The following is a 24,867-nucleotide window of genomic DNA, read 5'->3' on the forward strand; positions in this document are numbered from 1 at the left end:
TTTATCGTATAGCAGACAGATGGAAGATGTCTAGAACCGTGCTCGCTTTAGGTGGAAAATTGGGACAGTGAACCTGTCCATGTCCCCCATCACTTTTCATCACTGCCTCTGTAGCGGTTGTATGGGAGTGGGTTCCAGGTTCGGTATTGCAGCTCTTCAGATCGCAGTGCTGATGGGATGTCTTCTGCAATTCTCCGAGCTACTTTTAATTCGCGTTCTGCTTCTTGCCTGTCTTGGTACATAAATTCATCTGATGCTTTTTCTGGTGCTTTATCCACCTTTTCCTCTAAGTAGTCAATCACCATTTCCTGTTGTTGATGGATGGATTCACGAGCGTCTGTTACCCAGTCCGCTTGAGTCGAACGCAGTGTGTCTGTCACATAACTGAATTCTTGATAAATATCTTTGTAAATTTGGTCGGCATTGGCACGAACATCTCTAACTGCTGTTTCTAAATCTTCAATGGTTAAATTCTCTACATCTAAAGGCTGTGCACGTTTTGCCCCACCTAACCGAGAGGAATTTAAATAATATGGAAAGATACTCTTAATCGTTTTTCCAACTGGTGAGACGGCCTGGTTGTTCTCATCGACTCCTTTTGGCTGAACACCCTGCATGGCAATTCGAGCTGATTCTGGTCGAACAATTTCTTTAGGTGGTAGCACTCCATAACGGAGCATTTCCCTGATACCTGTACCAGAAATATTGATTCGATAGCGATGGTCATGCGGACAAGTTTGTTCTGTTGCTGGATTGTCACAGCGCGTGCAATAAAACACTTCATGGAACAAGCGAATATCAATGCCTAGTTCATCAGCAGTGAATTCATCAAAAATAGTATGGCTGGCATATTTATCATAGTAATCCCCAATACCTGCGTGATCACGACCAATAAGGGCATGCGTACATCCATAATTTTTCATAATCAACGCGTGAAGAACAGCTTCACGAGGTCCGGCAAAAATATACGTAACCCGTAGTGGTGCTAAAATGGTCCTTTCTTTTGGATAATACGTATCTAGTACACTTCGATAAGATAACATACGGAACTCATGTCTTGTGTATTCTCGTTTGGCCATCTCTACTAGAGGCTGAACAAACAAGCCATCCATTTCTTCTAACGCATTTCTATGAATATATTCATGTCCTCGATGTAAAGGATTCGCACCTGTTATAAATCCCCCAACGGAGCGAAATTTCTTTTCTTCATAAAATAGATTCCACGTATCTTTTGGTTCCATTCGTATATTTTCAAACGGTCCCCAATGAACCCGCCTGAGCAATTGAATGGGTCCACCTAATGCTGTATCCCCCATCCTTCGATAAATGGCATCTACTCCCGGATGGTTTCGATCGGTTGTTCCGAATAGATTAGAAGCACGAAACTCCCTATCATAATAAAAGATATCATCCAACTTAAGGATAGCTACTGGCTCTTTCGTATCATCTGCTAGCGCTACTTCATCCCCAACGGATAGTGTTTTTATAATTTCCTTGTTCCGATCACCAATTGGTGCAAAACTTAGTGGAACTGGCCAAACTACCCCATTTTTCAATCGGCCGTTTGTAAGAACGGACTTATAATCGTCTTCAACCATAAACCCTTCATTTGGAGATAACACACCTGTTGCAATCATTTCAAGTGTAATCACAGCCTCTAAATCTACCATAATCATTGGCAATTTTTTTGCCCTTTCCATCGCCTCATCACGTTCTTTCCCTGTAAGAACACGATTCACTAATTTCCCGCCATGCGGCTGCTGCGGATAACTTGCCAATTTCTCTTCAGTTAATCCTTTACCTTGACTCATACCACCCCTCCTTTGGGACAAAGAACCTGTCCCTCTTTTTTCTAGTTTATGACATGGGAGGTGTAAAATATGATAGAGAAATCTAAACGCCAATTTTCCTGTAGAAGGACTGACACTTTATTTTTGGAATGATATGATAGGAAGAATAAGAATGAACGAAGGAAGTGCAGCTTCATGAATTTACATCAATTACAACAAAAACTTATGGAACGAGACTTCAAACAAACCGCGGAACTGCTCCGTAACATTCATTATAGTGATGATAAATTAAGTCATATCCAGGATATATTAAAAGGTCTTCCATCTTCAGGTGTTCATTTTTCTGATGAGGTAGAGGTTCTTTATGCTCAAGTCCGTGCTTTATCGTCCTACGACACAGAATACGAAAAAATAGTACTTCGAGACTTAGAAAGTATCTTAAGCGAGATCATTAAGCCTACCGAAGATTCAGCGGTAATTTTCATGGAAAAGGGGGAGCTACAAGAAGCAATTACACTATATAAACAAGCCATGCAGTCTGATTACGATGCACAACTTTCACTAGGTAAATACTATAAAGCAATTGGTCGGGATGATTGGGCATTTAGTTGGTATGAGACAGCTGCAACTAACGGGAAAACGGATGCCATTTACTGGCTTGGAAACTTTTACTTTGATGGAAATTTTGTTACGAAAAGTCTGGAAAAAGCTTTCTATTACTATAAGGAAGCTGCGCTTAAAGGGCATGGAGACGCAATGAATAATTATGCGGATATGCATTTTCGTGGGGAGTATGTAGAAAAGAACAATGAACGTGCATTTGAACTATTTACTATCGCGGCTAAACGAGGAGTTCCCGAATCCATGTACACACTTGCCTATTTATACGAAAACGGGATTGGTACAGAGCAGCACAGAGACAAAGCGAAGTATTGGTTTACTCAATCGGCTTTACATGGGGATGATTTTGCCGCCAATCGACTCGGAAAAGAGGCCGTAGAACATGGAGATGGCAAAGACGCTCTCCGCTGGTTTAAAATGGCTGCTGACAGGGAGGATCTATATGGAGAATTTAATCTCGGTATGTGCTATGAATCCGGTATCGGCACCCAAATCAACTTAAAAAAGGCAAAGTATTGGTATCAAAAAGCTGCCCTTAAAGGCGATCAAGAGGCAAAAGCAAAATTGAAAGAATTTTAATCCTCCTTGGGCTAACCAGTTCCATTAAATATCGTATTTTTCACCCACCACAACGTGTGTTGCGTTGAGGGTTTTTTAAGAAAAATGTCCGTTGTAATTCTTGACGAAAAAACCGGGACAGTTAACCTGTCCCTATGTCCCCCCCCATTGTGAGTACTAGGAAAATGGAGATGGTGATGATGGATATTGCTGTGGTTGCCAGTATATATAAAGGTACTTGTTTAACTAAGGTATTATATTTTTCGGCGAATACGTAGACCAGTGCTCCTGTTGGTAATGCCGATAGAATAACCACCGATGTTGCCCATAATTCATTTTCCAGTGGAAAGAGAACATAAACGAATAAAATGGCCAATAATGGTAAAATGATTAATTTTAAACTTAATAGAGTGATAAACTCTGATAGCTGATAGTGTTTATTTTTTAAAACATTTCGCTCACTGGAAAGCCCCAATCCTAAAGCGAATAAAGCAGTAGGACCTGCTGCCGGACCAAGTGTTTCTGTGAATACATAGATTGGTTGAGGGATTGAAACCCGCGATATAGCTACAATTATTCCTAATAATAAGGAAGCATTAATTGGATTAAATAAAACAGACTTCACAATCAATCCAATTAATGGCAAAATGTTTCTCTTTTCTTGTTGTCTTTTATGGAAAACCTTGGTTACTTCAAATGAGACAATAATTAGTGTAATAATGGTTAAGTCATAAATAAAAGTAACAATTGCAGCCGGGACTGCAGCTTCTTGTCCAAACGCTGCAACTAATAGTGGGATACCAAGAAATCCTGTATTCCCATAAGTGGTTATCATCCCATACATACTTACCTCAGGAAATTTCTTTTTAAAAAAGATTTTAAATATAAGAACGGTCAAAATAAAGCAAGTTAAGATAAGGAATAAATTGGCCAAAATAAAATCCACATTGGCGAGTTGTTCTACTGGTGCAGTAGATACTGAAAAGAATAATAATGCCGGAAGGGAAAAATAATAGACAAAATAATTTAACGAAGATGTTCCACTAAATGGCAACAACGAAAGTCTTCCAGCTAAAAATCCACATATTATGATAGCAAAAATTGGAATGACTACCTGAAACAATATAAGCATGAACTTACCTCCCCCTTACAACACGAAACTGCATCTAGTATAACAAATCAAACCGGAACATTGATAACATTCAGAAAAGCAATGCAGTAACGACTTGATTCGAATCGCTTATTTCTAGTACTCTATAAGTAAATTTAGAAATAACCGAAACTGTTCCTAGGGTCAAATCGTATGAATGATAAAGGAGGTAACTGTAATTAAACACTTTAAAAACACCCGTTACTGGATGATCATGCCACCATTTTTATTAACAGCAATAATCATCTTCTTCTTTATCCCCAGAGAATTCAGAGGGTACTATCCCCTTTTCGTGATTATTATTTTTTGGCTGATTTATTATACTTGGAATTATATTGCAAAGAAAAAGAGGAATAGTGATACATAGAGAATTTAGACCGCAAGTATTCTGCTGGAGCGAATGGCAGCACTATCTTTCATAAATGTATGCGAGAACTACACTATTCTTACTTAAATATATCCACCATTTCTATCAATAGTGATTCTCAAAACAGCATCATAATCGACGAAAAGAACTTAATTTTTAATAAAATCAACAACTACTGTTTAGGATTAATAGAGAATCTGAGATTAATCGAAAGCAAAAATTTGTTCTAAATATTTAACATTGCTACGCTTATTAGAGAAGAGTACTTAAAGGTGGTATACATATTTTTTTAAGAAAGTTCAATATAATTTTGGCATTTTTAGTTCTTTGCTATCTGCTTATAGTCTTATATTCAATCGCACAATCCCCTTCACACACTATCTCCCTTTAATTATGCTGTTATCGTTTGGTATGGAGTACGTTCGCGAAAAAAGAAAGGGGATAGGATATTTTTATCTATTTGGATTTATTCTTATTTGTTTGACAGCAATTTTATCGTTTTAATTAGGTTAAACGATTCATTGTGTTTGCTCGGAGGATTAAGTGAATAAGTTAAAAACTAACGCTCAAAGACATTATTTTGTCGGTGAGCGTTAGTTTTTATTTATAAATAACAGAATTTGGGGTGCTTTGAAATAATCAAACGCACAATCGTTATATTTCCCAATTATCTGCTCTAGCTTGCTTTGCTTTTTCTTTATGAGCTTTATTTGCTTTTGCACTTCCAAATTCCTTGGAGAACTCAGAATCGCGTTTGCTCGAATCAAAACCCTGTTTATTCTTTTGCTTTGGATCATTCTTTTTCGTTTTCTTTGCCATCATTTCACTCCCCTTTTTTATTATTATGGGAAGAGAACATGATATTATACGGTTTAGAATCTGTTACAAATATTCACCTTGTAGAAACCTCTTTTAAGAACTTCAGGTTTTACTTCTTTATATAATTAACATCTAAAATAATTTAAACTGGAGGGTGTTTTATACTTTTTAAATCAGTATGCTATTTTTCATTCGCATATCTTCTTGCAAATGTAGACGGTGAAAATGAGACCTTGTATGGAATCCCCATTTCTTTTTGCACTTGTTTTGTTAGAATATACCCTTGATTATTATGTTCATCTTCGAGTTTTATTCCATTAGTGACGATTTCATCTTTATCCCAATCTATCCATTCCCCATAATTAGCTATCCATTTCCTTAGCTCCGACTTTAAACCGAGTGAAATTGGAACTTCTTCTATTTCAAGGTTACCATTACAGCGATTACACCAAATAGGGTCTGCCCCCACATCTCCCTCAACTTTTAATTCTTTTGTTTCTTTTTGTTTACATAGACATCTCATATTGATTTCCAACTCCATTTATTAACTGAAAGCATAAATCTTTTAATATCCTTAATGAATAATCGCTCCGTTAGTTGATAAAATCTAGCTTGTTTCATTTAATGTAAAGGTGTTTTTTTACTCCAATTGAAGTTTGCATAAATAAATGACAGAACAGTTGATCCAACAACACTTGGAAGTAAAATAAACGCAACAAATTGAAGTGTGAAAATTCCATTCACATCAAAGTGTCCGTGAATAGGACCTAAAATTTGTGTAGCAGTCATCATTGCAATATGAAATCCAATAGATGTCCAAACACTTCCTGATATTGCTCTAAACACACCTAAAATGATTGCAAAACCAGGGATAAATTGTAGCTGTTCAACAGAATAAATCGCTCCTATAAAATAGGCAAATAATGTAAACAAACATGCTTGTAAAATGATTGTTCCCCAATGAGGGAATAATACATTTAAGTAACGATATATATATCCTCTAAAAATAAGTTCTTCTGGTAATGCTTCTATAAAAAATACAGTTATGAATAAAATAAAAATACTCAATAAAAGGGAATTAAAATCTGTATGCACGGTTATTTCTACCCATCCAAACGATAAACAAATAAATAAACCAATAGTAGCAGGTATTGTCCAGAGGAAGAAACCAAGAAGAAATGAAAAAATATTTGTTTTAAAAGTAGATTGACCAAGATGTTTCCAAGAAATTTTGTCAGATTTTAGTAGAACTTGTATAAGAATAATGGTTAAAGCTGTTGTGATAAGAGCAATAATAAAGTGGCTTAGAGGATTATATTCTTTCCCTATAAACGTATCACTAAGGTAAGATACAAAATTCCAAATGATAATACCTAATACTAAAACTACAACAATTCTTATCATGATGTCTTTCCTTTTAACATTATTCATCCTGTATCAACTCCACTCTCACCTTTTAGATTTTCACTTAAAACTCTCCGTCTCTTGAATATTAACATAAAATCCCAATAACAAGTATGTCTCTTATTAGCATCTAAACGCAACATCCTAACAGAGAACAATCCATTATAAAAGCAGGACTTAATAAAGAAGTGACATTCTATCACCAACCCACTCCTAAAGTCCTATATCCAAGTCGTTTTTTGTCGAACAAAGTGGTATAATTTAATAGAACAATGTAAGCGGTTGATTAGGTATTCCTATACAACTTGTTGACTTCTACCATCTCTGCAATACCAATGCCGATCAATTTGCTTTAAGAGAACACAACGAAAGAAAGGAGAAATATCTATAAATTTAAACGTTTTCATTAATAAATGTAATAGATGCAATGGAGGTAATTTTATTGATATGGGTAAAGAGAAAACTTAAAAAAAACAGCCAGTCAAATAAGAAGAAACGATCAAATACCGAAAGCTTAACTTCTAATCATGTAAAAAAATCGATCAGCAAAAAAATACTTTACAGTTTTTTCATAAGTGTACTATTCAGTGTATCAATCGTCGGCTTCTCCTCTTATTTTATTTCTAATAACATTATCGAATCAAAAGTGACTAATGCATCTGAACAAACCATTATTCAAGCAGGAGATAAACTCGATTTTATGATTAATAATTATAAAAATAAGATATCAGAAATGATGATGGATAAGAATTTTCTAAACTCGCTTGAAACAATCAGTAAACACGATTCGGAAGAAGATACATACGAGTATTACCAAACGTTAACAGATATCGATGACCATATTGTAGAGATTGCAATAAGTGATGAATATTTAGATTTACATTTACTTAATACTGAAAATAAAATGCTATTTTCTTCTTCCACACTAACTCCAGAGGAAATAGATAATTTACTTCAATCCGAATGGTATAAGGAAGCAATTGGTTCAAAGCAGTCAACGATTTGGATTGGTGGAGGGGATAAGTTAGGAGGTTCTCCATCTGCTAACACTACTACCACCAGCTTTGGTCAATTAATGAACATAAGCAATAATCCTTATCTGATGATTATTGAATTGGATAATGAATTAATTAAAAATGCGATGAAAGATGTGACATTTGGAGAAAATGGATTAGTAAAACTTATAGACCAAAACGATAATATCGTCTTTTCCTTTAATGATGAGGAAATTAATACCAAGAATAACTTCCCAATAGCAGTTGATTCCAATCAAAATGTTATCGAAAAAGATGGACAGTTAATTTTCCAATATGAATCAGACGTAACGGACTGGTATCTAGCAGGAGAAGTTACATCCAAAGAATTAACGAAAGACACACAATACATTTTTATGATCACTCTAGTCATCATCATCCTTTCTAGTATTTTAGCGATTTTCATAGGCAGACGAATGGTGAAGTTAGTTGGAGTTCCTTTAGCACAAATCTCTGACTTAATGGCTACAGCGAAAGAAGGAGATTTAAGCGTCCGCTCAGAACTATCTAGTCGCAATGATGAAATCGGTTCTTTAGCAGTGAGTTTTAATGAAATGCTCGAAAAAATATCGGAAATCATCTTGAAAACAAGAGATGCATCAACAAAAGTATTAGATGCAGCTTCCGAATTAACCGACGTTTCCCAGATGCAATCCGACTCATCGAAGGAAATTGCCTCTGCCTCTGAAGAAATTGCAAGTGGTGCTACTAGTCTTACTCAGGAGGCTGAAAATGGCAGTCAATTAGCAAACAAGATTAACAGAGAAGTTGAACTTGTATTTAACAACAACAACGAAATGGAAAACTATGCATCGGAAGTATTGGCGAAGAGTAATACTGGTATCCATAAAATGAATGATTTGGTTCAACAAACCCAACAAGTCGATCAAATGATAACCGCTTTACGGAACAAAACTGATTCTTTAAAGACCAGTACCAACCACATAAGTGAAATCATGAACATATTAACGAATATTTCGGAACAAACCAATTTGCTTTCATTAAATGCTACCATCGAAGCAGCTCGTGCAGGTGAAGCTGGAAGAGGTTTTGCAGTTGTTGCTGATGAAATTAGAAAGCTATCAACACGATCGAAAGAATCGATTAATACGGTTGGCAATATCACTTCGGAGATTATTACGAACGTGAATGAAACACTTACCGTTTTAGAGGAAGCGAATCCCATATTTAAAGAACAAGTGGTGAAGGCAAAAGAGACCGATGGGATTTTAAGTGATGTTGGAGAAAATATGAGTGAATTCACAAACAAAATCGATTTAGTATCTCGTTCAATCAACCAACTACGAGAATCTCAAGAGATATTATCATCGACAATCGAACATGTAAGTGCAACAGCACAAGAGTCATCCGCAATTAGTGAAGAAGTAACTGCATCAACCGTAGAACAAACAAGAGTGAGCCATTCACTTGTTACGACTTCAGATGAGCTTAAGCATTTATCCGAAGAATTACAACGGATTTTAAAACAGTTTAAGATCTAATTTTGATTAAAGGAAGGCACAACATGGTAAAAGGATTCTTGTTGTGCCTTCTGTTAAGTATTACTATTCATTCTATCATCTCCCCTCCCTTTCTCCCATCAAAAACCGCGCATAAACACAAAAAACCACACAAACATTGTGAAAACAATGTCTGTGTAGTTTTTCTTCACCTACTATCTAGGAAACTGTTTCACTAGATGGGTTTTTATTTGGATCTGGAGTTCGGATGAGATAGTCAAACGCACCTAATGCTGCAGTTGCGCCTGATCCCATGGATATAATAATTTGATTATAAGCACTATCCGTACAGTCCCCTGCCGCAAATAATCCTGGGATGTTTGTAGATCCATGCTTATCTACAATGATTTCACCAATTTTATTTCGTTCTACAGTATCGTCTAGCCAATCGGTGTTTGGTACAAGTCCGATTTGGACAAACACACCCTGTAGATCAACTTTTTTCACTTCTTCCGTCTCACGGTCATAATAGCTAATGCCATTGACATTGTCTGTACCAGTGATTTCTAATGTTTGAGCATTCTTCTTCACTGTTACATTCGATAAGCTATTTAGACGATCTTGCAATACGTCATCCGCTTTTAGCTCTGAAGCAAATTCAAGAACAGTTACATGATTGACAATACCCGCAAGATCAATGGCAGCTTCAATACCAGAGTTACCTCCACCAATTACAGCTACATCTTTGCCTTCGAACAATGGTCCATCACAGTGAGCACAGTATGCTACACCTTTGTTCTTGAACTCTTCTTCTCCAGGAACACCAATATTGCGCCAGCGAGCACCTGTTGAGATAATAACGCTTCGACTCTTAAGAATAGCACCATTTTCAAGCTCTACTTCAAAAAGGTCTTTCTTCTCTAAACGACTAACACGTTGTGTGTTAAGAATCTCAATATCGTAATTTTTCACATGCTCTTCCAAGCTTGCTACGAGCTTAGGTCCTTCCGTCTGCTTCACACTGATAAAGTTCTCAATACTCATAGTGTCTAGAACTTGTCCACCAAAGCGATCGGTAACAATACCAGTACGGATGCCTTTACGTGCTGCATAAATCGCTGCACTTGCACCAGATGGTCCCCCACCTACAACAAGCACATCATATGGTTCTTTGTTAGACAACTCGGATGCATCTGGCCCGCTACCTAATTTGGATAGAATATCTTCTATTGTCATACGGCCACTGCCAAATGATTCCCCATTTAAGTGTACAGTTGGCACTGCCATAATGTTTTTACTTTCTACTTCATCTTTATTGGTCGCTCCATCAATCATCGTATGGCTTATTCCAGGATTGAGAACACTCATCATATTCAATGCTTGCACAACGTCAGGGCAGTTGTGGCAGCTTAGACTAACGAATGTTTCAAAATGATATTCACCACTAATGTTTTTCACTTGATCAATAACACTTTGATCAACTTTTGGAGCTCTTCCACTAACCTGTAGTAGTGCTAACACTAAAGAAGTAAATTCATGACCTAGCGGGATACCCGCAAAAGCAACCCCTGAATCTTCCCCAACACGGTTTACACTAAAACTTGGAGTTCGCTCCAATTGAGTTTTTTCTACCGTAATTTTAGATGACATGGAAGCTATCTCATCAACAAGAGCAAGCATATCCTTTGAAACGTCGTCAGAACCCAAACTTACTTTCAGTACAATATCATTTTCCAATAGTTGAAGATATTGGTCTAATTGAGCTTTAATACCTGCTTCTAACATGATTTATGACAACTCCTTATATTTTTCCAACAAGGTCAAGGCTTGGTTTTAATGTCTCAGAACCTTCTTGCCATTTTGCTGGACAAACTTCTCCTGGGTTATTACGTACATATTGTGCTGCTTTGATTTTATCAACTAGAATACTTGCATCTCGGCCAATGCCATCTGCATTAATTTCTACTGTTTGGATAACACCGTCTGGATCAATAATAAACGTACCACGATCAGCAAGACCTGATTCTTCGTTTAATACTTCAAAATTACGAGAAATAGTTTGAGATGGATCTCCTATCATGGCATATGTAATTTTACCAATTTTCTCGGAGCTATCATGCCATCCTTTATGAACAAAATGAGTATCTGTAGAAACAGAGAATACTTCTACTCCAAGGCTTTGTAATGTTTCATATTCCTTTTGAAGATCCTCAAGTTCTGTCGGGCATACAAATGAGAAATCTGCTGGGTAAAAACAAACAACACTCCAGTGGCCTTTTAAGTTTTCTTCTGTTACATCGATGAACTCTCCATTTTGATAAGCTTTCGCGCTAAAAGGTTTTACTTCACTTCCGATTAATGACATAATTAATCTTCCTCCTATATAAATATAAATTTGATTTATGAATAATAATTCTAATCTAACACTTATTATTGTATAAATGTCGGTATTTGTCAAGTATATTAACAAACTGACACAGAATAAGGTATATCACGTCAGTTTATTCATACCAAGCAATCTGTAACAAATTTGTCATATCTTTTTTTACTATTTTCGCGTCGTTAAATGATTGGTTACTAGATTATATTTTACGAGCCAACATCTATTTACGTTATAAAATAAACTTCTGTTGAACCAATTTCTTCTGTTTACCCCTTTTCGTGTCTTTGTTCCACTAACTAGTTTCTCATTAGGTTTACTTTTCATACATCTAATTGAAAAAACTTTTAAATAGATTGGATAAAACATCTGAATTATCATAGAATCATAAGGTTCTTTTCGTAGAGTATTGTTTGTTGCTTTTTGAAGTTGTACAGATTGTTGATAGAGCTTCCTGATTTATTTAATTTCATCTTTATAATGGGAACCAAATACAAATTATGACATAATCTATTCCAATCAAATTAGATTCTACCTATTTCAAAATATCATTTTACAAAGAACATTTATTCCACTTATAATGGAGAAAGCTATTAGTAAATTGGAGATGATGAAAGTCATTTCTGCTAATAAATACGAAAAGATAAGGGGCCAGATATATGAGTAAAAAGATCAAACTAGGAATTGTCGGGTATGGTAATCTTGGGAAAGGTGCCGTTAAAGCAATTAAAGAAACGCGAGACATGGAGTTAGTGGCAATATTCACGAGAAGAGACCCCAAGGATTTAGACATGAATGAACCTAATGTAAAAGCTGTACATATCTCAGATGCAGTTGATTATAAAGATAAAATTGATGTCATGCTTCTATGCGGTGGATCTGCAACGGACCTACCAGAACAAACTCCTCATTTTGCAAGTATGTTCAATACCGTTGATAGTTACGATACACATGCTAAAATCCCTGAGTTTTATCAGTCCGTTCATGAAGCTGCAAGCAAAAATAATACGACTGCAATCATTTCAGTAGGATGGGATCCAGGCTTATTCTCCATCAACCGTGTAATGGCCGAGTCTGTTCTACCAAATGGGGAAACCTATACATTCTGGGGTAAAGGACTTAGCCAAGGACATTCAGATGCAGTTAGACGTGTCGAAGGGGTAAAAAATGGCGTTCAATATACCATCCCAGCGGAAGACGCAATAGAAAAAGTACGCAGTGGTCAAAATCCTGAATTAACTACAGCTGAAAAACATCGCCGCGTATGCTATATTGTTCCGGAAGAAGGTGCGGACAAAGCAGAAATTGAAAACACCATCAAAACCATGCCAAATTACTTCGCTGATTACGATACAGAAGTAAACTTTATCACAGAAGAAGAATTAAATCGTGACCACTCCAAAGCACCACACGGTGGGTTTGTGATCCGAGGTGGTAATACAGGAGAAGACAACAAGCAAATTTATGAATTCTCCCTTAAACTAGACAGCAATCCAGAATTCACTTCTAGCGTATTGGTAGCTTATGCAAGAGCTGCTTATCGATTAAGCAATGAAAAACAATTTGGTGCGAAGACTGTTTATGATGTGGCACCAGGTCATATTTCTGAGCGATCAGCAGAGGAATTAAGAAGAGATTACCTATAAAAAAATGCCTTGAAACAATCTCCTTTATATAAGGGGATTGTTTTTTTGTTATCACTAAAACATCGTTAACTTTGCATGATTGAAAATGGAATGACACACACTACATGAAAAAGGAGGTTTATCATGAGCACAAATAAAGGAAAAAAGAAAAAAAATAAGAATAAAGAAGAATTAAATGAGATGAAAGGCGGTAAAGAAAGACACCGCCGTAACAGATCTTAAGTGGAGTATTTCTTATTGGGGGGCTGCTTGAACATGTTATGAGCATTCTCCCCTATACAATGAAAGCCTAGTTCAACTATTGAACTAGGCTTTCATTCTCTAAAGGTACTAGATTATTTAAAATTATACTCCGTTACAATCTTATCTCTACCAGTAACTAAATCATTAAAGTATTCATAAAGGTTTACACCCAAATAGGATCCAGAAATGTTATAGACATTCTCATATCCTAGGTTTTGTAATGCCATCACCATGTTATAGCTTCTTTGACCAGAACGACAGTGGATATATACTGCTTGATCTTTTGGAATCTCATCCAGTCTTTGTCTAAATTGACTTAATGGAATATTAACTGCATGGATAAAATGACCAGCATGATATTCATTTTCTTCTCGAGCATCAATAATGAAAGCATTGCTCTCTACTAATTCTCGTACTTGTGAGACTTTTACCTCTTTGTATCTTCCTTGCAATAAATTTCGCCCTACTAATGCCGCATGATTGACGACATCTTTAGCAGTTCCTAGCATTGGAGAGTAACTCAATTCAAGGTCTTTTAAGTCTTCCAATGTTCCGTTCATCGTAATCATCGTCGCGATGACGTCAATTCGTTTATCTACATTTCCTTTTCCGATTGCTTGAGCACCTAAAATACGACCAGTTGGATATTCAAAGATTAATTTAAAGTGCATTGGATTACTATTTGGCATTAGTCCTACTTTATCTCCTGGCATCAAGTAAACGTAATCGTGGTTGATTCCAGCTTGTTGTGCTGTTCTCGCATTTAATCCAGTAGAAGCTGCATTAACGTCAAATAGATGGATAGATGATGAGCCTATGACACCAATATTTTTATTAGGAATTCCATACATATGGTCAGCGGCAGCTCGTGCTTGTTTTTGAGCTGGGCCTGCTAGTGCTAATCTTGTAGGCTTACGTAACAAGCGATGGTATACTTCAATTGCATCCCCTACTGCATAAATATCTTTATCACTAGTTAAATAATGATGATCCACTTTAATCGCACCAGTTTCACCAATCTCAAGACCTGCATCAGATGCTAAGCTGGTTTCTGGTCTCACACCAATTGCCAATATTACTGCCTGTGCATCAATATTTTTACCAGAGTTTGTTGTTACAAAGCCATCCGCAATCTTAGCTAACCCATCATCTAGCACAAGTTCTACACCATGATCGGTCATCTCTTTATGAAGAATTTGTGCCATATCATAATCAAAAGGCGCCATTACTTGATTAGCAAACTCAACTAACGTTACATTATAGTCCGCTAATTTTAGATTTTCTGCGACTTCTACCCCAATAAATCCTCCACCAATGACCGCAATATCTTTCATGTCTTTCTGCATAATATAAGATTGGATATTCTCGATATCTACTACATTACGAACGGTGAATACATTCGAATTATTGATTCCTTCTAAGTTTGGTCGAATAGGAGAAGCCCCAGGAGAAAGAACCAATTTATCATAACTTTCTTCATAGGTCTCATTTGTCATCAAATCTTTTACCGTAATTGTTTTCTTCTCCCGGTTAATCTGCATGACTTCTTGATGAACTCTGGCTTCAATATTGTATCGATCTTTAAAAATTTCAGGAGACATTAAAACAAGTTTTTCGCTCTCTTCAACAATACCACTTAAATGATAAGGCAATGAACAGTTCGAAAAGGATACATGAGGACCTTTTTCAAACATGATCACTTCTGCACTTTCATCTAAACGTCGAACTCTAGCAGCAACAGAAGCACCTCCTGCAACTCCACCAACAACTAAAACTTTTTTGGTCATATCATACCCTCCTATTTTGTTTCTCCTGGCCAAGCTAACATGCCGCCAATCATATTTGTTACGTCGTATCCTTGATTGACCAAATATTCACATGCCGAAGAACTTCTTCCGCCAGAATGACATACCATATAATAATGTTTGTTTTTATCTAGTTTATCCAATGAATGAGGAATATCCCCTAAAGGAATATGATTCGCTTCAGGAATTTTACCCGCAGCAACTTCAAGATCCTCTCGTACATCAATAATATTAACATTTTCACCTTTTTTTATTTTTTCAAGTAACTGATCTGGTTGTATAGTTTTCATAAGATGTTTACTCCTTCTTTTCTTGTTGTTATACATTTTCTATGAATCTTTATTTTGCTTTTTATACTTTACAGTTAATAGAAATTGTTGATAATCTGAATTCATAGTAATGTGCTTAACCTCGCTTCGGCAGCGACACATCGCACGCAGAAAAGTGGTTTTCTTTTTCAAGGAGTCTCCGTGTATTTCCTCCGCTAATTTGTCTGCTCTACCTGTAAAAACAAGAAATATGCTGTTTTTAAGAACATTAACGGTCTTAAACGTGATTTCATGAGCTATACACTCAAAAAAATCTTGAGCATCTAACTAAGCGGAGGCAGAATACGGAGACTCCTGCGGGAATAGCACGTGTCCGAAGACCCCGCAGCAGCGGGTTTCTGCGAGGAGGCTGAGGCCGTGCCCGCGGAAAGCGAAGTATTCTGCTGAAGCGAATGATCGCACAATACATTCATAATTGTAAGCGAGAGCTACACTATTCTGAATTAAAGATATCCATAATCTATATAAAATGGAAATTAGGTTATACTGAATATTCTAAAGGATTTTCGCTTATTAAACATCGTAGTTGATATAGAGTGCCACCTCTCACGAAAAGCGTAGTATTCTAGCGCAGCAAATGTAAACACACTAAATTATCAGGACAAGCTGGAGTCGATTTATCAACTCCGACGATTAAGAAGTAATTACGTTAAAATATCTATCCAAATTTTAATAGCAGTTCCTGCAATCATTAGCGCCAAGATAATCTGTAATATTCTTGTGTTCATGCTCTTACTAGCTCTTGCTCCAAGTGGGGCGGCTATAAGACTGGCAATTATCATGATGATTGCTGGTACATAATCTACCTGTCCTGTTAGAATTTTTCCCGCACTACTTCCAATCGAGGAGATAAAAGTAATAGCCAAACTTGAGGCAATCGTCATTCTTGTCGGTATGTGCAAAACAGTTAACATAATTGGCACAAGCAAGAATCCACCCGCAGCACCAACTATCCCTGATCCAATACCTACAATGAATGCTAAAATAGTTGCAAGAGGTTTATTAAAAGTAACCTGCTCCATCGGTTTCGAATCCACTTGTTTCTTAGGAATAAACATCATCACAGCTGCAATTAATGCTAATACACCATAAACCACGTTAACGGCCGCTTCTGGTAATAAACTTGAGCCATAGCTACCAATCAAACTACCAATTAATATAGCAACACCCATATAGAGGATGAGTGATTTATTTAAAAATCCACCTTTTCGGAATGCCCATACCCCTGCAATGGAAGCAAATAATACTTGTACTGCACTAATCCCAGAAACTTCATGGGCCGTAAATGCTGCAAGTCCAAACAATGGAGGGATATATAATAACATTGGGTATTTAATAATCGATCCGCCAACACCCAACATTCCGGATAAAAATGAACCGACGAATCCAATAGCAAATATGACCAAAATAAATGATAAGTCCATTCATTTTCCTTCTTTCTACAGCTTATTTCTTAAAGGGTAATTTCTGAAAGATTGTTGCTTTTTAAACATTTTATATAGATGTCTAAAAAGCAACAAAACTTCCAAAAAGAACACTTTTAAATAATAAAAGCGAATAGCTTACACTACTCGCTTATTTAATTAGTTTTTTTGAATATAGAAATAAATAACGCCGTCTTCTTCTTTTTGATCGATAATAGAGTGACCTCCTGATTTTGCCCATGCAGGTATATCACTTAAGGCACCTTTATCTGTTACCATTACTTCTAACACTTCATTTGAATGGATTGTATCCATTGCCTTTTTTGTTTTAACGATTGGCATTGGACATGCTAATCCTTTTGCATCTAATGTTTTTGTTATATTCATATTACTCTCTCCTTGTTAAAAAATTTATCAAGAAATTATCTTACCGCACAACGGTTCGGTCCGATTTCCATTTCCGTTTGTTCGTCATTATTTGGCGTAATTTTACCCATATTTACTTGACGAATTTGTACATGTGCATTTGGTTGTGGTGGTAGATTATCCGTTACAGTGGAACGGAATTCTTGTTCGTCTTCGATATTTAATCCATGATTTTCTTTTAATAAGTCACCCAAAGGTTTGGCAACTGTACCATCTTCATTTAATTCATCGATAATCATGAAATGCGCTGGTAATACAATTAAGTCTTCCGCTAATTTACGGTATCTAGTGTACAAGGTTTCACGCAAATCACCTACCCAATCATCAGCTAAACCAGCTAAGTCAGGGCGACCAATGGAATCAATAAATAAAATGTCTCCAGTTAGTAGGAACTTATTGTCAATGACAAAGGATGTTGATCCAATTGTATGGCCTGGTGAATATAGAGCATTCACTTCGATTTTAGCAGACCCTATTTGTACGGTTAATCCATCTGTTAGAGCTGTATATTCATACACTACTTCACCAGCATCTTTAGGTGGCAAGTAATAGGTCGCACCTGTTTCAGCCGCAATATGACGACCACCAGAAATATGGTCCGCATGTAAATGGGTATCGAATACATGCTTAATCTCTACCCCTTTTTCCTTAGCGAAGTTAATGAATACATCTGTAAAGCGTACAGCATCAATGATTGCAGCTTCATTCTCAGAAATAACCATATAAGATAGACAACCTTTACCTAGACGGACAAATTGGTATAATTCTCCACCATCAGCTAAATCTGCTACTTTAATAGGCTCTAAATACATGCTCCAGGATTTCATACCACCTTCAAGATAAGCAGCATCAAGACCAGCATCAGATAACATTTCTGCCACCATGACAGATGAGCCTTCTTTCGCACACACGACTAAAACTTCTTTATCTGTTGGTAGTTTCGGTAAAATTTCCTCTACGCCATCTAATAATTCAAAGTATGGAATATTTAAATACTCGAATTGATGACCTTCTATCTTCCAATCATCAAAGTCATTTTTATTTCGTACATCTAAAATGAATAATTCCTTGTTTTCAATTACCTTTCTAGCAACTTGTGCTGCTGTCCATTTATTTACTGTCATCACACTTACCCCCATAGGTATATTTTTGTCCATTTTTTATGCAGCAAGGAAATCCTCACTGCATATAAGATTTTTAACTATAAATGATTTAGAAAGTTAGAGTTGGTGAAGCATCTTTTGCGAAGTCTAGGAACGTCACAGCTCCCCCAACTTCAATGTTATCAACAAAGTCTTCTTTTGTTAATCCCATAACATCCATCGTCATTTGGCAAGCAATAAACTTAACACCTAATTCGGTTGCCATTTCAACTAATTCTGGAATTGATGGTACTTGTGCTTTCTTAAAGCCTTCCGCAAAATGTTCTTTTCCTGCTGGCATTTCTAATGCATGCATTCCTTGTTTATGAATAAGGTTTAAACCTTCAAACGTAAAGAAGATAGCTACTTCCTTATCAGAAGCTGCTGCTGCTGTTGCAATATTAAACACCTTATATGCATCGAACATTCCACCATTTGCTGCGATAATTGCTACTTTATTTGACATACTACATTCCTCCATTAACATTTTTAGTTAGATTACCATTCCACTCGGTCATCCCCGGTAGAACATTATATACTTTAGTAAACCCATTTTTTGCTAAAAGTTGTGCTGCCATGTCTGAACGTTTTCCAGTTCGACAAATGACAAATATTTCTTGGTTTTTATCCAGTTCATCCATACGTGACTCTAATTCACCCATAGGAATGGACTTGGCACCTTCCATGTGACCAAAGGCAAATTCAGCCTCTTCCCGTACATCTAGCACCAATCCGTCACGCTCTTCTAGGTCATCATGCGAAACGGTTTTTTCATATGTTTTTTCCTCGATGGTGTCGTCACTACATTTACGAATATAGTGGTATAACACGTCGTCTTCTTCTACCGTTCCGATATATTGATGTCCAACCGTACCAGCCCAAGCAGCTAAATCTGCTTTGGATCCTTTATCGGTGGCTTGAACTTCAAGAACTTGACCTTCTTCTAGTTCATTTATTGTTTTTTTCGTTTTTACAATAGGCATCGGACATGCTAAGCCCTTTGCATCTAATTGTTTATCTGCTTTAACCACCATCTTACCCCCTTAGGTATTGTTTTCAGTAAAAAAATAAAGCATTGGTTAATCTTTATACCATCACGGGTATTTTGATTAATAAATAAAAAGTCGTAACGCTATTGATTTACGACAAATTTAAATGTTTGCTGCTCCCCACCAAACAACTTCAGTTATTATTCACTGATAATGTTTCGCAGAAAAATACTTACAGGGGTAATAATATACCCTTATAGGTAATTTGTCAACAGCTTTTTATAATAATTATAAACGGGACAGAGGGACAGGTTCATCGTCCCCCCTCAAGGTTCGCGTCATTAGTGCACTGCAACGTATATTACTAGTGTAAATTTTAATTAAAAAAACGGGAGACAGTCTAATAAAATAAATCACCTCCCCAATTGCTAAGAAGTCAGTTTTGGAGTACAACTTTTAGCAGAAGGTTAGTTCAATGAAAATAAAACTCTCGTAAATAACACAAAATAAAAGGAGGTGATAATAATGAAATTGAATGCAACGATTATACTGATTTTTTGTTGTTTTATGTTGCCCTTAACAGTACACGCAAGTAATCAACAAATGAAGAATGCTAATGATGAATTTAATATCGATTTATCAGGGTATACATATGAATCTTTAGCTAGTCTCAATCAATTAGGGAATAAAATAACTCCACTGATGCAATTATATCTTTGGGTAATTCAATTAGAACAAGAATGGATAGATGAACCTCGTTTCTATACAAAAGGAAATCAAGGCTATATCCACCTTTGGAAAAAAGACGGTACCAATGTTCTTTATCAGGTTGAAAAAGGACCAACTGGTGTATGGGATATTACTGATATAAAAAGAAAGAAAATAGAAAGAATACCTGTACCGAAAACACTATTGAAAGAGGTTTTAATTAAACGGTTAATTGAACCGATAAGCAAAGCAATTGAAGAACATTACGAACCAAAACTTTGGTATCAGGGCTTCGAGAAAATTATTGAAATAAAAAAAGATGAAACAGACAATATTTATTACGTGACAGTTCAAGTTCAAACATTTGAAGGTGCTCATAATCCTCCATACGGTGAAGAAACCATAACCTTTAGAATAAAAGGAAATGAGATTAACGTTTTGGATTACAAGCATAGGGACATACCTGAAGAGGAATGGTCTAAGTTAGAATTGCGTTAGATTCTTCTTCAACCAAAGGGGACAGGTTCATCGTCCCCCTCCCTCTTGGCGTTCGCGCATGAGGGACACTAAAAATTACTAGTGTAGATTGTAATTAAAAAACGGGAGACAGTCTAATAAAATAAACCACCTCCCAAATTACAACCCCGTTATTCACCACTCAGCCACCAAAAATTTCCTGATTTAGAAACCCTTGCTCGTATTCAATGGTTCCCTTTATCTGCTTAATGTTGATTTTTTCTCCCTGCAAGAAACGGTTAAAATCAAAAATGACAGGATTTCGGTCCCCACCGATGGCAAACCAAGCCTTTCTTTCTTCAGGAAGATAAACAGCAGTATGCAATGTTCCTGATGCCGCACCATATTTATTCGAAAATACTTCTTTATCGGTATCATTTAACAGGCGGTAAGAATTCACGACGGTTGCTTCTCTTGCTTGATTCCCTAACAATTGTTGTCTTCGAAGCGAGTCAGCCATATGATAGCGGTTTTCTTCGGTTAACATCTCAAAATGATTCGTACTAATATGGTTTTTTCTTACTGCAACCGACCTTGGAGATGCTTCGACTACATAAGATATTCCACTTGAATCTAATAACACATAACTAAACGACGTGCGATGTGGAATTTCTTTTATAAGTGTTACTGCTTCTTCTACGTTCGCACAGGTTTCTAACAGAATGCGGGTAATCATGGCACAAATAAAGCCGTCAGCAGAGCCTAGTCGATTGATGAAATTAAATCCCACTGCTAAACCTTTTTCATTCATTCCATCTAATCGTCCGGTAATCTGCCCTGAAGGACCCATTGTCGCATAGCCAGCATCTGTTGGTTGATACAATAGATAACGCCCCTCGTAACCTGCTGGGTGGCTGTCGTAATTACGAATCATATAGGAAGATCCAGTTAAAATCGAGCAACCGCTTCTCGTATATTCCATATAATATCCACCAAACTCTCTTAGCGCTTCGGTTGAATTCATTTGCAAAGCGTCCGCTAATCCACGAAGTTCATCTATCATTCCTGGAATAAGCGTCGTTAACAACTCGACGGATTTTTCTTCATCTATCGTAAAATGATGTTTTCTTCTTGAGGCACTCTGGTTTTGCCGATTGGCTAGTATAGGAGAGGACTTTAATAATTCTCCCTGCATGTAACCGAAATCGTAATGATTTCCTGTAAATGTAATCACATCACTATACACATGTTTCATGTTTGCCTTTCCTTTCTGAACTAGCGTATGTGTCTATCACGAATAGGTTTTACTTATCAACTGAAATTATAAATAATACCTATATTCCAATTAACCGTCAAGCAAATAATCTTGCATTGCGAACACTACTTTTTTTGAAAAGGAGAGGCATATAATAGAACAGAGAGACGTTTATCATCGATGGCTGAAGGATCCTGATGCGTATGATAGTTTCATGAAAAGAACGGGGGGCACTATCGGAGTTTATAAAAATTGCTATAAATTCGCTCATCGGATTTTAAAAAGCTCCTGGACAAATGTAGCAACATGTTAGCTTTCATTTGTCCAAGAGATTAGAAGTTCCATTTTAAATATCCAATAATATAGGGATAATCATCGGTTCCTTTTTCGTGCGGTCTTTTACATATTTTGCTATGGATCTTTTGATCTGTTTTTTCAGCGTGTTCCATGAATATCGATTGGCTTCATGGAGCTCGTTAATTGTTTCTAGCGTAATTCGATTCATTCCTTTTCGGAGCTCAGAGAAATTCTGATCGACGAAGCCGCGTGAAATAAATTCAGGATTGGTGAGGACTTTTTCCTCCTGTTTATTCATTGGAATGATAATCATGAGCATACCGTCCTCGGAAATTTGTTTGCGGTCTCGTAATACAAATTCCATATTTCCAATATCCACGCCGTCAATATACGTGTTGCCACTTGGGATGCTTCTCGTACTGCGAGCAACCGAATTTTCAATATCTACTACATCGCCATTTTTCAAGATAAACGTGTTTTCTTCTTCGACTCCTACTGATTCTGCGAGTAGTCGATGATGATGCAGCATTCGATATTCTCCGTGTATAGGTACAAAGTATTTTGGTTTCATTAAAGTAAGCATCAGCCGTAAATCCTCTTGATAACCATGACCGGAAACATGCATACCTGAACTGCTACCAGAACCATATATGACATGTGCTCCTAGTTTATATAAGTTATCAACAATTCTCGTCACATTTTTTTCATTCCCAGGGATGGGCCCTGCTGCAAGGATAACCGTGTCTTCAGGTAATATCTCGGCATCTCGATAGTTGCCAGTGGATAATCGACTAAGCGCCGCCATTGCCTCTCCTTGGCTTCCAGTGCATAGAACTGTCACCATTTCTGGAGGAAATTCTTTCATATCACGAGCTTCTATTAACATCCCTTTTGGTATATTTAAATAGCCACGTTCCCTTGCAACCTTTACAACATTTACCATGGACCGACCAAGTAAAGCCAGCTTTCGATTGGTCTTCTGTGAAGCTTCCACAACCTGTTGAATCCGGCTAACATTGGATGCGAAAGTTGATACAAATACTTTTCGATTCGCTCTGATAAATAATTGTTCCAAATTTTTACCTACCATTTGTTCCGAAGGGGTATAACCAGGCCGCTCTGCATTCGTGCTTTCCGACAACAGAAGCAGTACCCCTTTGTTCCCAACTTCGGCCATCTTGTGAATTTCTGGTCGCTCATCATTCGCAGGCGTCCAGTCAAACTTGAAATCACCCGTATGTACAATCGTTCCTTCAGGCGTATTAAATACGATCCCTAAGCAATCAGGAATACTATGATTCACCTGAAAAAAGCTAATATCCATATCCCCGATTTGAACGGTGGAATCGGAATGGATTTCAATCAGTTCACTTTCTCTTAAGTAGCGATGTTCTTTTAATTTGATTTCAATAAGCCCCAGTGTAAATCGCGTTGCATACACTGGTACATTAATTTTTTTCAAAAAGAAAGGAACTCCTCCAATATGATCCTCATGACCATGTGTGACAATTAAAGCCCGAACTCTCTCCTTATTTTCGATTAGATAAGAAATATCGGGAATAATTAAATCAATACCTAATAAACTCTCGTCGGGAAACTTATTTCCACAATCGATTAGTACAATATCTTCGCCACATTCAATAGCGTACATATTCTTCCCTATCTCATTTAAACCACCAAGGGCAAAGATGGATAACCCATTTTCCATTGATTGCAATTTTATACCCTCCCACATATTAATTTCCTTTAGTATGCCCCTGGAAAAATCATTTTATCAGTGGGACGGAGGGATATCAGTGGGACGGAGGGACAGGTTCCTCGTCCCCTGGGGGACAAGGAACCTGTCCCCCTGTCCCACTAACATTTACATACCATTAAGACATTTCCATCTGGATCTTTAAAATTAAAATAATGATTATGTTGGATTGGTGTAATTAAATCAACGTCCTTATTACTCATAAAATGAAATGCTTCTTCAATGTTTTTTGTATTGAAGTGGAATGGCGGAATTTAAAAATATTATCCTCTGAATAAATCTTACTATCTAACACTATCCCGGTTCCTTCCATAGGAATAACATAAAGATGGCCAAACTGAATTTCTCCATCTGTTTTTAGTCCTAAAATATCGCAGTACCAATCTCTCGCTTTCTCAATGTTGCTTACTGGAATAAATACTGTTCCGATTTGTTTTAAAATAGGATGATCCATAGAAGCCCCCCTTTTAGAAGATTCAAATTAACTATTCTACATAGTTAATTTGAAATCCTGCTTCTAAATGGGGACGGAGGGACAGGTTCCATAGCCATCAAGCTAACAAAAAATAATGAATACAAATCATTAATTTTTGTTAGCTTTTTCTCTTTTTTGTTTTTCTAAATAATTTTCTGCATGCGGAAATAAGCCTCCTAAGGAAACTTTATTTTCAGACTATTTATTTTACTAAAGGATTAGTTCTTTGCTTCTGATACGTTTGGTTTATATGCGATATTTAAAATATCAAATACGGTTTCTTTCTTTTTCTTATGGCACTTCCTTCCATTTATTTTAATACTTATATAAACC

At 36.7% G+C, this 24,867-nt stretch carries 20 protein-coding genes and 1 pseudogene; 4 read left to right on the top strand and 17 right to left on the bottom strand.

What is annotated here, in order from left to right; all coding sequences use genetic code 11:
• Positions 1-89 precede the first annotated feature (89 nt).
• On the bottom strand, positions 90-1,811 hold the full coding sequence (locus D8M06_RS09300) for a sulfate adenylyltransferase (protein WP_121204119.1): 1,722 nt from the start codon (positions 1,809-1,811) through the stop codon (positions 90-92).
• A gap of 174 nt (positions 1,812-1,985) precedes the next feature.
• On the opposite strand from D8M06_RS09300, the gene D8M06_RS09305 reads away from it, so the two are divergent.
• Positions 1,986-2,990, top strand: coding sequence for a tetratricopeptide repeat protein (locus D8M06_RS09305; RefSeq protein ID WP_121204120.1), 1,005 nt, complete (start codon positions 1,986-1,988; stop codon positions 2,988-2,990).
• Between the two features lie 121 nt (positions 2,991-3,111).
• On the opposite strand, the gene D8M06_RS09310 is transcribed toward D8M06_RS09305, so the two are convergent.
• From D8M06_RS09310 to D8M06_RS09325, 4 genes are all read right to left on the bottom strand, one after another.
• Complete coding sequence (locus tag D8M06_RS09310) at positions 3,112-4,101, bottom strand: AEC family transporter (protein ID WP_121204121.1); 990 nt, start codon at positions 4,099-4,101, stop codon at positions 3,112-3,114.
• A gap of 1,039 nt (positions 4,102-5,140) precedes the next feature.
• On the bottom strand, positions 5,141-5,305 hold the full coding sequence (locus D8M06_RS19985) for a hypothetical protein (RefSeq protein ID WP_170150266.1): 165 nt from the start codon (positions 5,303-5,305) through the stop codon (positions 5,141-5,143).
• 181 nt (positions 5,306-5,486) lie between these two features.
• The gene (locus D8M06_RS09320) at positions 5,487-5,828 is read right to left on the bottom strand and encodes a hypothetical protein (protein WP_121204123.1); all 342 of its coding nucleotides are present in this window, start codon (positions 5,826-5,828) and stop codon (positions 5,487-5,489) included.
• Between the two features lie 98 nt (positions 5,829-5,926).
• Positions 5,927-6,736: a CPBP family intramembrane glutamic endopeptidase gene (locus D8M06_RS09325; protein WP_121204124.1), complete on the bottom strand. Its 810-nt coding sequence runs from the start codon at positions 6,734-6,736 to the stop codon at positions 5,927-5,929.
• A 415-nt stretch (positions 6,737-7,151) separates the two neighbouring features.
• Here D8M06_RS09325 and D8M06_RS09335 point away from each other — a divergent pair, with 415 nt between their 5' ends.
• The gene (locus D8M06_RS09335) at positions 7,152-9,245 is read left to right on the top strand and encodes a methyl-accepting chemotaxis protein (protein ID WP_158591773.1); all 2,094 of its coding nucleotides are present in this window, start codon (positions 7,152-7,154) and stop codon (positions 9,243-9,245) included.
• 177 nt (positions 9,246-9,422) lie between these two features.
• On the opposite strand, the gene ahpF is transcribed toward D8M06_RS09335, so the two are convergent.
• Together ahpF and ahpC are read right to left on the bottom strand one after the other, a co-directional pair.
• Positions 9,423-10,991, bottom strand: coding sequence for an alkyl hydroperoxide reductase subunit F (ahpF, locus tag D8M06_RS09340; RefSeq protein ID WP_121204127.1), 1,569 nt, complete (start codon positions 10,989-10,991; stop codon positions 9,423-9,425).
• 13 nt (positions 10,992-11,004) lie between these two features.
• A complete protein-coding gene (gene ahpC, locus D8M06_RS09345) occupies positions 11,005-11,568 on the bottom strand; it encodes an alkyl hydroperoxide reductase subunit C (protein WP_121204128.1) in 564 nt (187 codons plus the stop codon).
• A gap of 674 nt (positions 11,569-12,242) precedes the next feature.
• On the opposite strand from ahpC, the gene D8M06_RS09350 reads away from it, so the two are divergent.
• On the top strand, positions 12,243-13,229 hold the full coding sequence (locus D8M06_RS09350) for a diaminopimelate dehydrogenase (RefSeq protein ID WP_121204129.1): 987 nt from the start codon (positions 12,243-12,245) through the stop codon (positions 13,227-13,229).
• 335 nt (positions 13,230-13,564) lie between these two features.
• Here the strand turns inward: D8M06_RS09350 and D8M06_RS09355 are convergent, their stop codons facing one another.
• From D8M06_RS09355 to D8M06_RS09385, 7 genes are all read right to left on the bottom strand, one after another.
• Positions 13,565-15,259: an FAD-dependent oxidoreductase gene (locus D8M06_RS09355; RefSeq protein ID WP_121204130.1), complete on the bottom strand. Its 1,695-nt coding sequence runs from the start codon at positions 15,257-15,259 to the stop codon at positions 13,565-13,567.
• 11 nt (positions 15,260-15,270) lie between these two features.
• A complete protein-coding gene (locus D8M06_RS09360) occupies positions 15,271-15,567 on the bottom strand; it encodes a rhodanese-like domain-containing protein (RefSeq protein WP_121204131.1) in 297 nt (98 codons plus the stop codon).
• A gap of 683 nt (positions 15,568-16,250) precedes the next feature.
• Positions 16,251-17,030, bottom strand: a complete 780-nt coding sequence (locus tag D8M06_RS09365) for a sulfite exporter TauE/SafE family protein (RefSeq protein ID WP_121204132.1) — start codon at positions 17,028-17,030, stop codon at positions 16,251-16,253.
• Positions 17,031-17,189: 159 nt separating this feature from the next.
• Entirely contained in the window at positions 17,190-17,417 is a 228-nt protein-coding gene (locus tag D8M06_RS09370) for a sulfurtransferase TusA family protein (protein WP_121204133.1), read from the bottom strand.
• Between the two features lie 35 nt (positions 17,418-17,452).
• Entirely contained in the window at positions 17,453-18,580 is a 1,128-nt protein-coding gene (locus D8M06_RS09375) for an MBL fold metallo-hydrolase (protein ID WP_121204134.1), read from the bottom strand.
• Positions 18,581-18,668: 88 nt separating this feature from the next.
• Positions 18,669-19,064 (bottom strand): DsrE/DsrF/DrsH-like family protein, encoded by a 396-nt coding sequence (locus D8M06_RS09380; RefSeq protein WP_121204135.1) that lies wholly within the window; start codon positions 19,062-19,064, stop codon positions 18,669-18,671.
• 1 nt (position 19,065) lies between these two features.
• Positions 19,066-19,632, bottom strand: coding sequence for a sulfurtransferase TusA family protein (locus D8M06_RS09385; protein ID WP_421904223.1), 567 nt, complete (start codon positions 19,630-19,632; stop codon positions 19,066-19,068).
• A gap of 480 nt (positions 19,633-20,112) precedes the next feature.
• Between D8M06_RS09385 and D8M06_RS09390 the strand changes: the two genes are divergently transcribed.
• Positions 20,113-20,793 (top strand): DUF3888 domain-containing protein, encoded by a 681-nt coding sequence (locus D8M06_RS09390; protein ID WP_121204137.1) that lies wholly within the window; start codon positions 20,113-20,115, stop codon positions 20,791-20,793.
• Between the two features lie 160 nt (positions 20,794-20,953).
• Here D8M06_RS09390 and D8M06_RS09395 read toward each other — a convergent pair whose 3' ends face one another.
• The 3 genes and pseudogenes from D8M06_RS09395 to D8M06_RS09405 all read right to left on the bottom strand — a co-directional run bounded on the left by D8M06_RS09395 (position 20,954) and on the right by D8M06_RS09405 (position 24,513).
• Complete coding sequence (locus D8M06_RS09395) at positions 20,954-22,006, bottom strand: C45 family autoproteolytic acyltransferase/hydrolase (protein WP_121204138.1); 1,053 nt, start codon at positions 22,004-22,006, stop codon at positions 20,954-20,956.
• 346 nt (positions 22,007-22,352) lie between these two features.
• The gene (locus D8M06_RS09400; RefSeq protein ID WP_194074628.1) at positions 22,353-24,020 is read right to left on the bottom strand and encodes a ribonuclease J; all 1,668 of its coding nucleotides are present in this window, start codon (positions 24,018-24,020) and stop codon (positions 22,353-22,355) included.
• A 140-nt stretch (positions 24,021-24,160) separates the two neighbouring features.
• Positions 24,161-24,513 (bottom strand): annotated as a pseudogene (locus D8M06_RS09405) (VOC family protein).
• Positions 24,514-24,867 lie beyond the last annotated feature (354 nt).

This window comes from Oceanobacillus halophilus (genome assembly GCF_003628505.1).
In the GTDB taxonomy this organism is placed as follows: domain Bacteria; phylum Bacillota; class Bacilli; order Bacillales; family Amphibacillaceae; genus Oceanobacillus; species Oceanobacillus halophilus.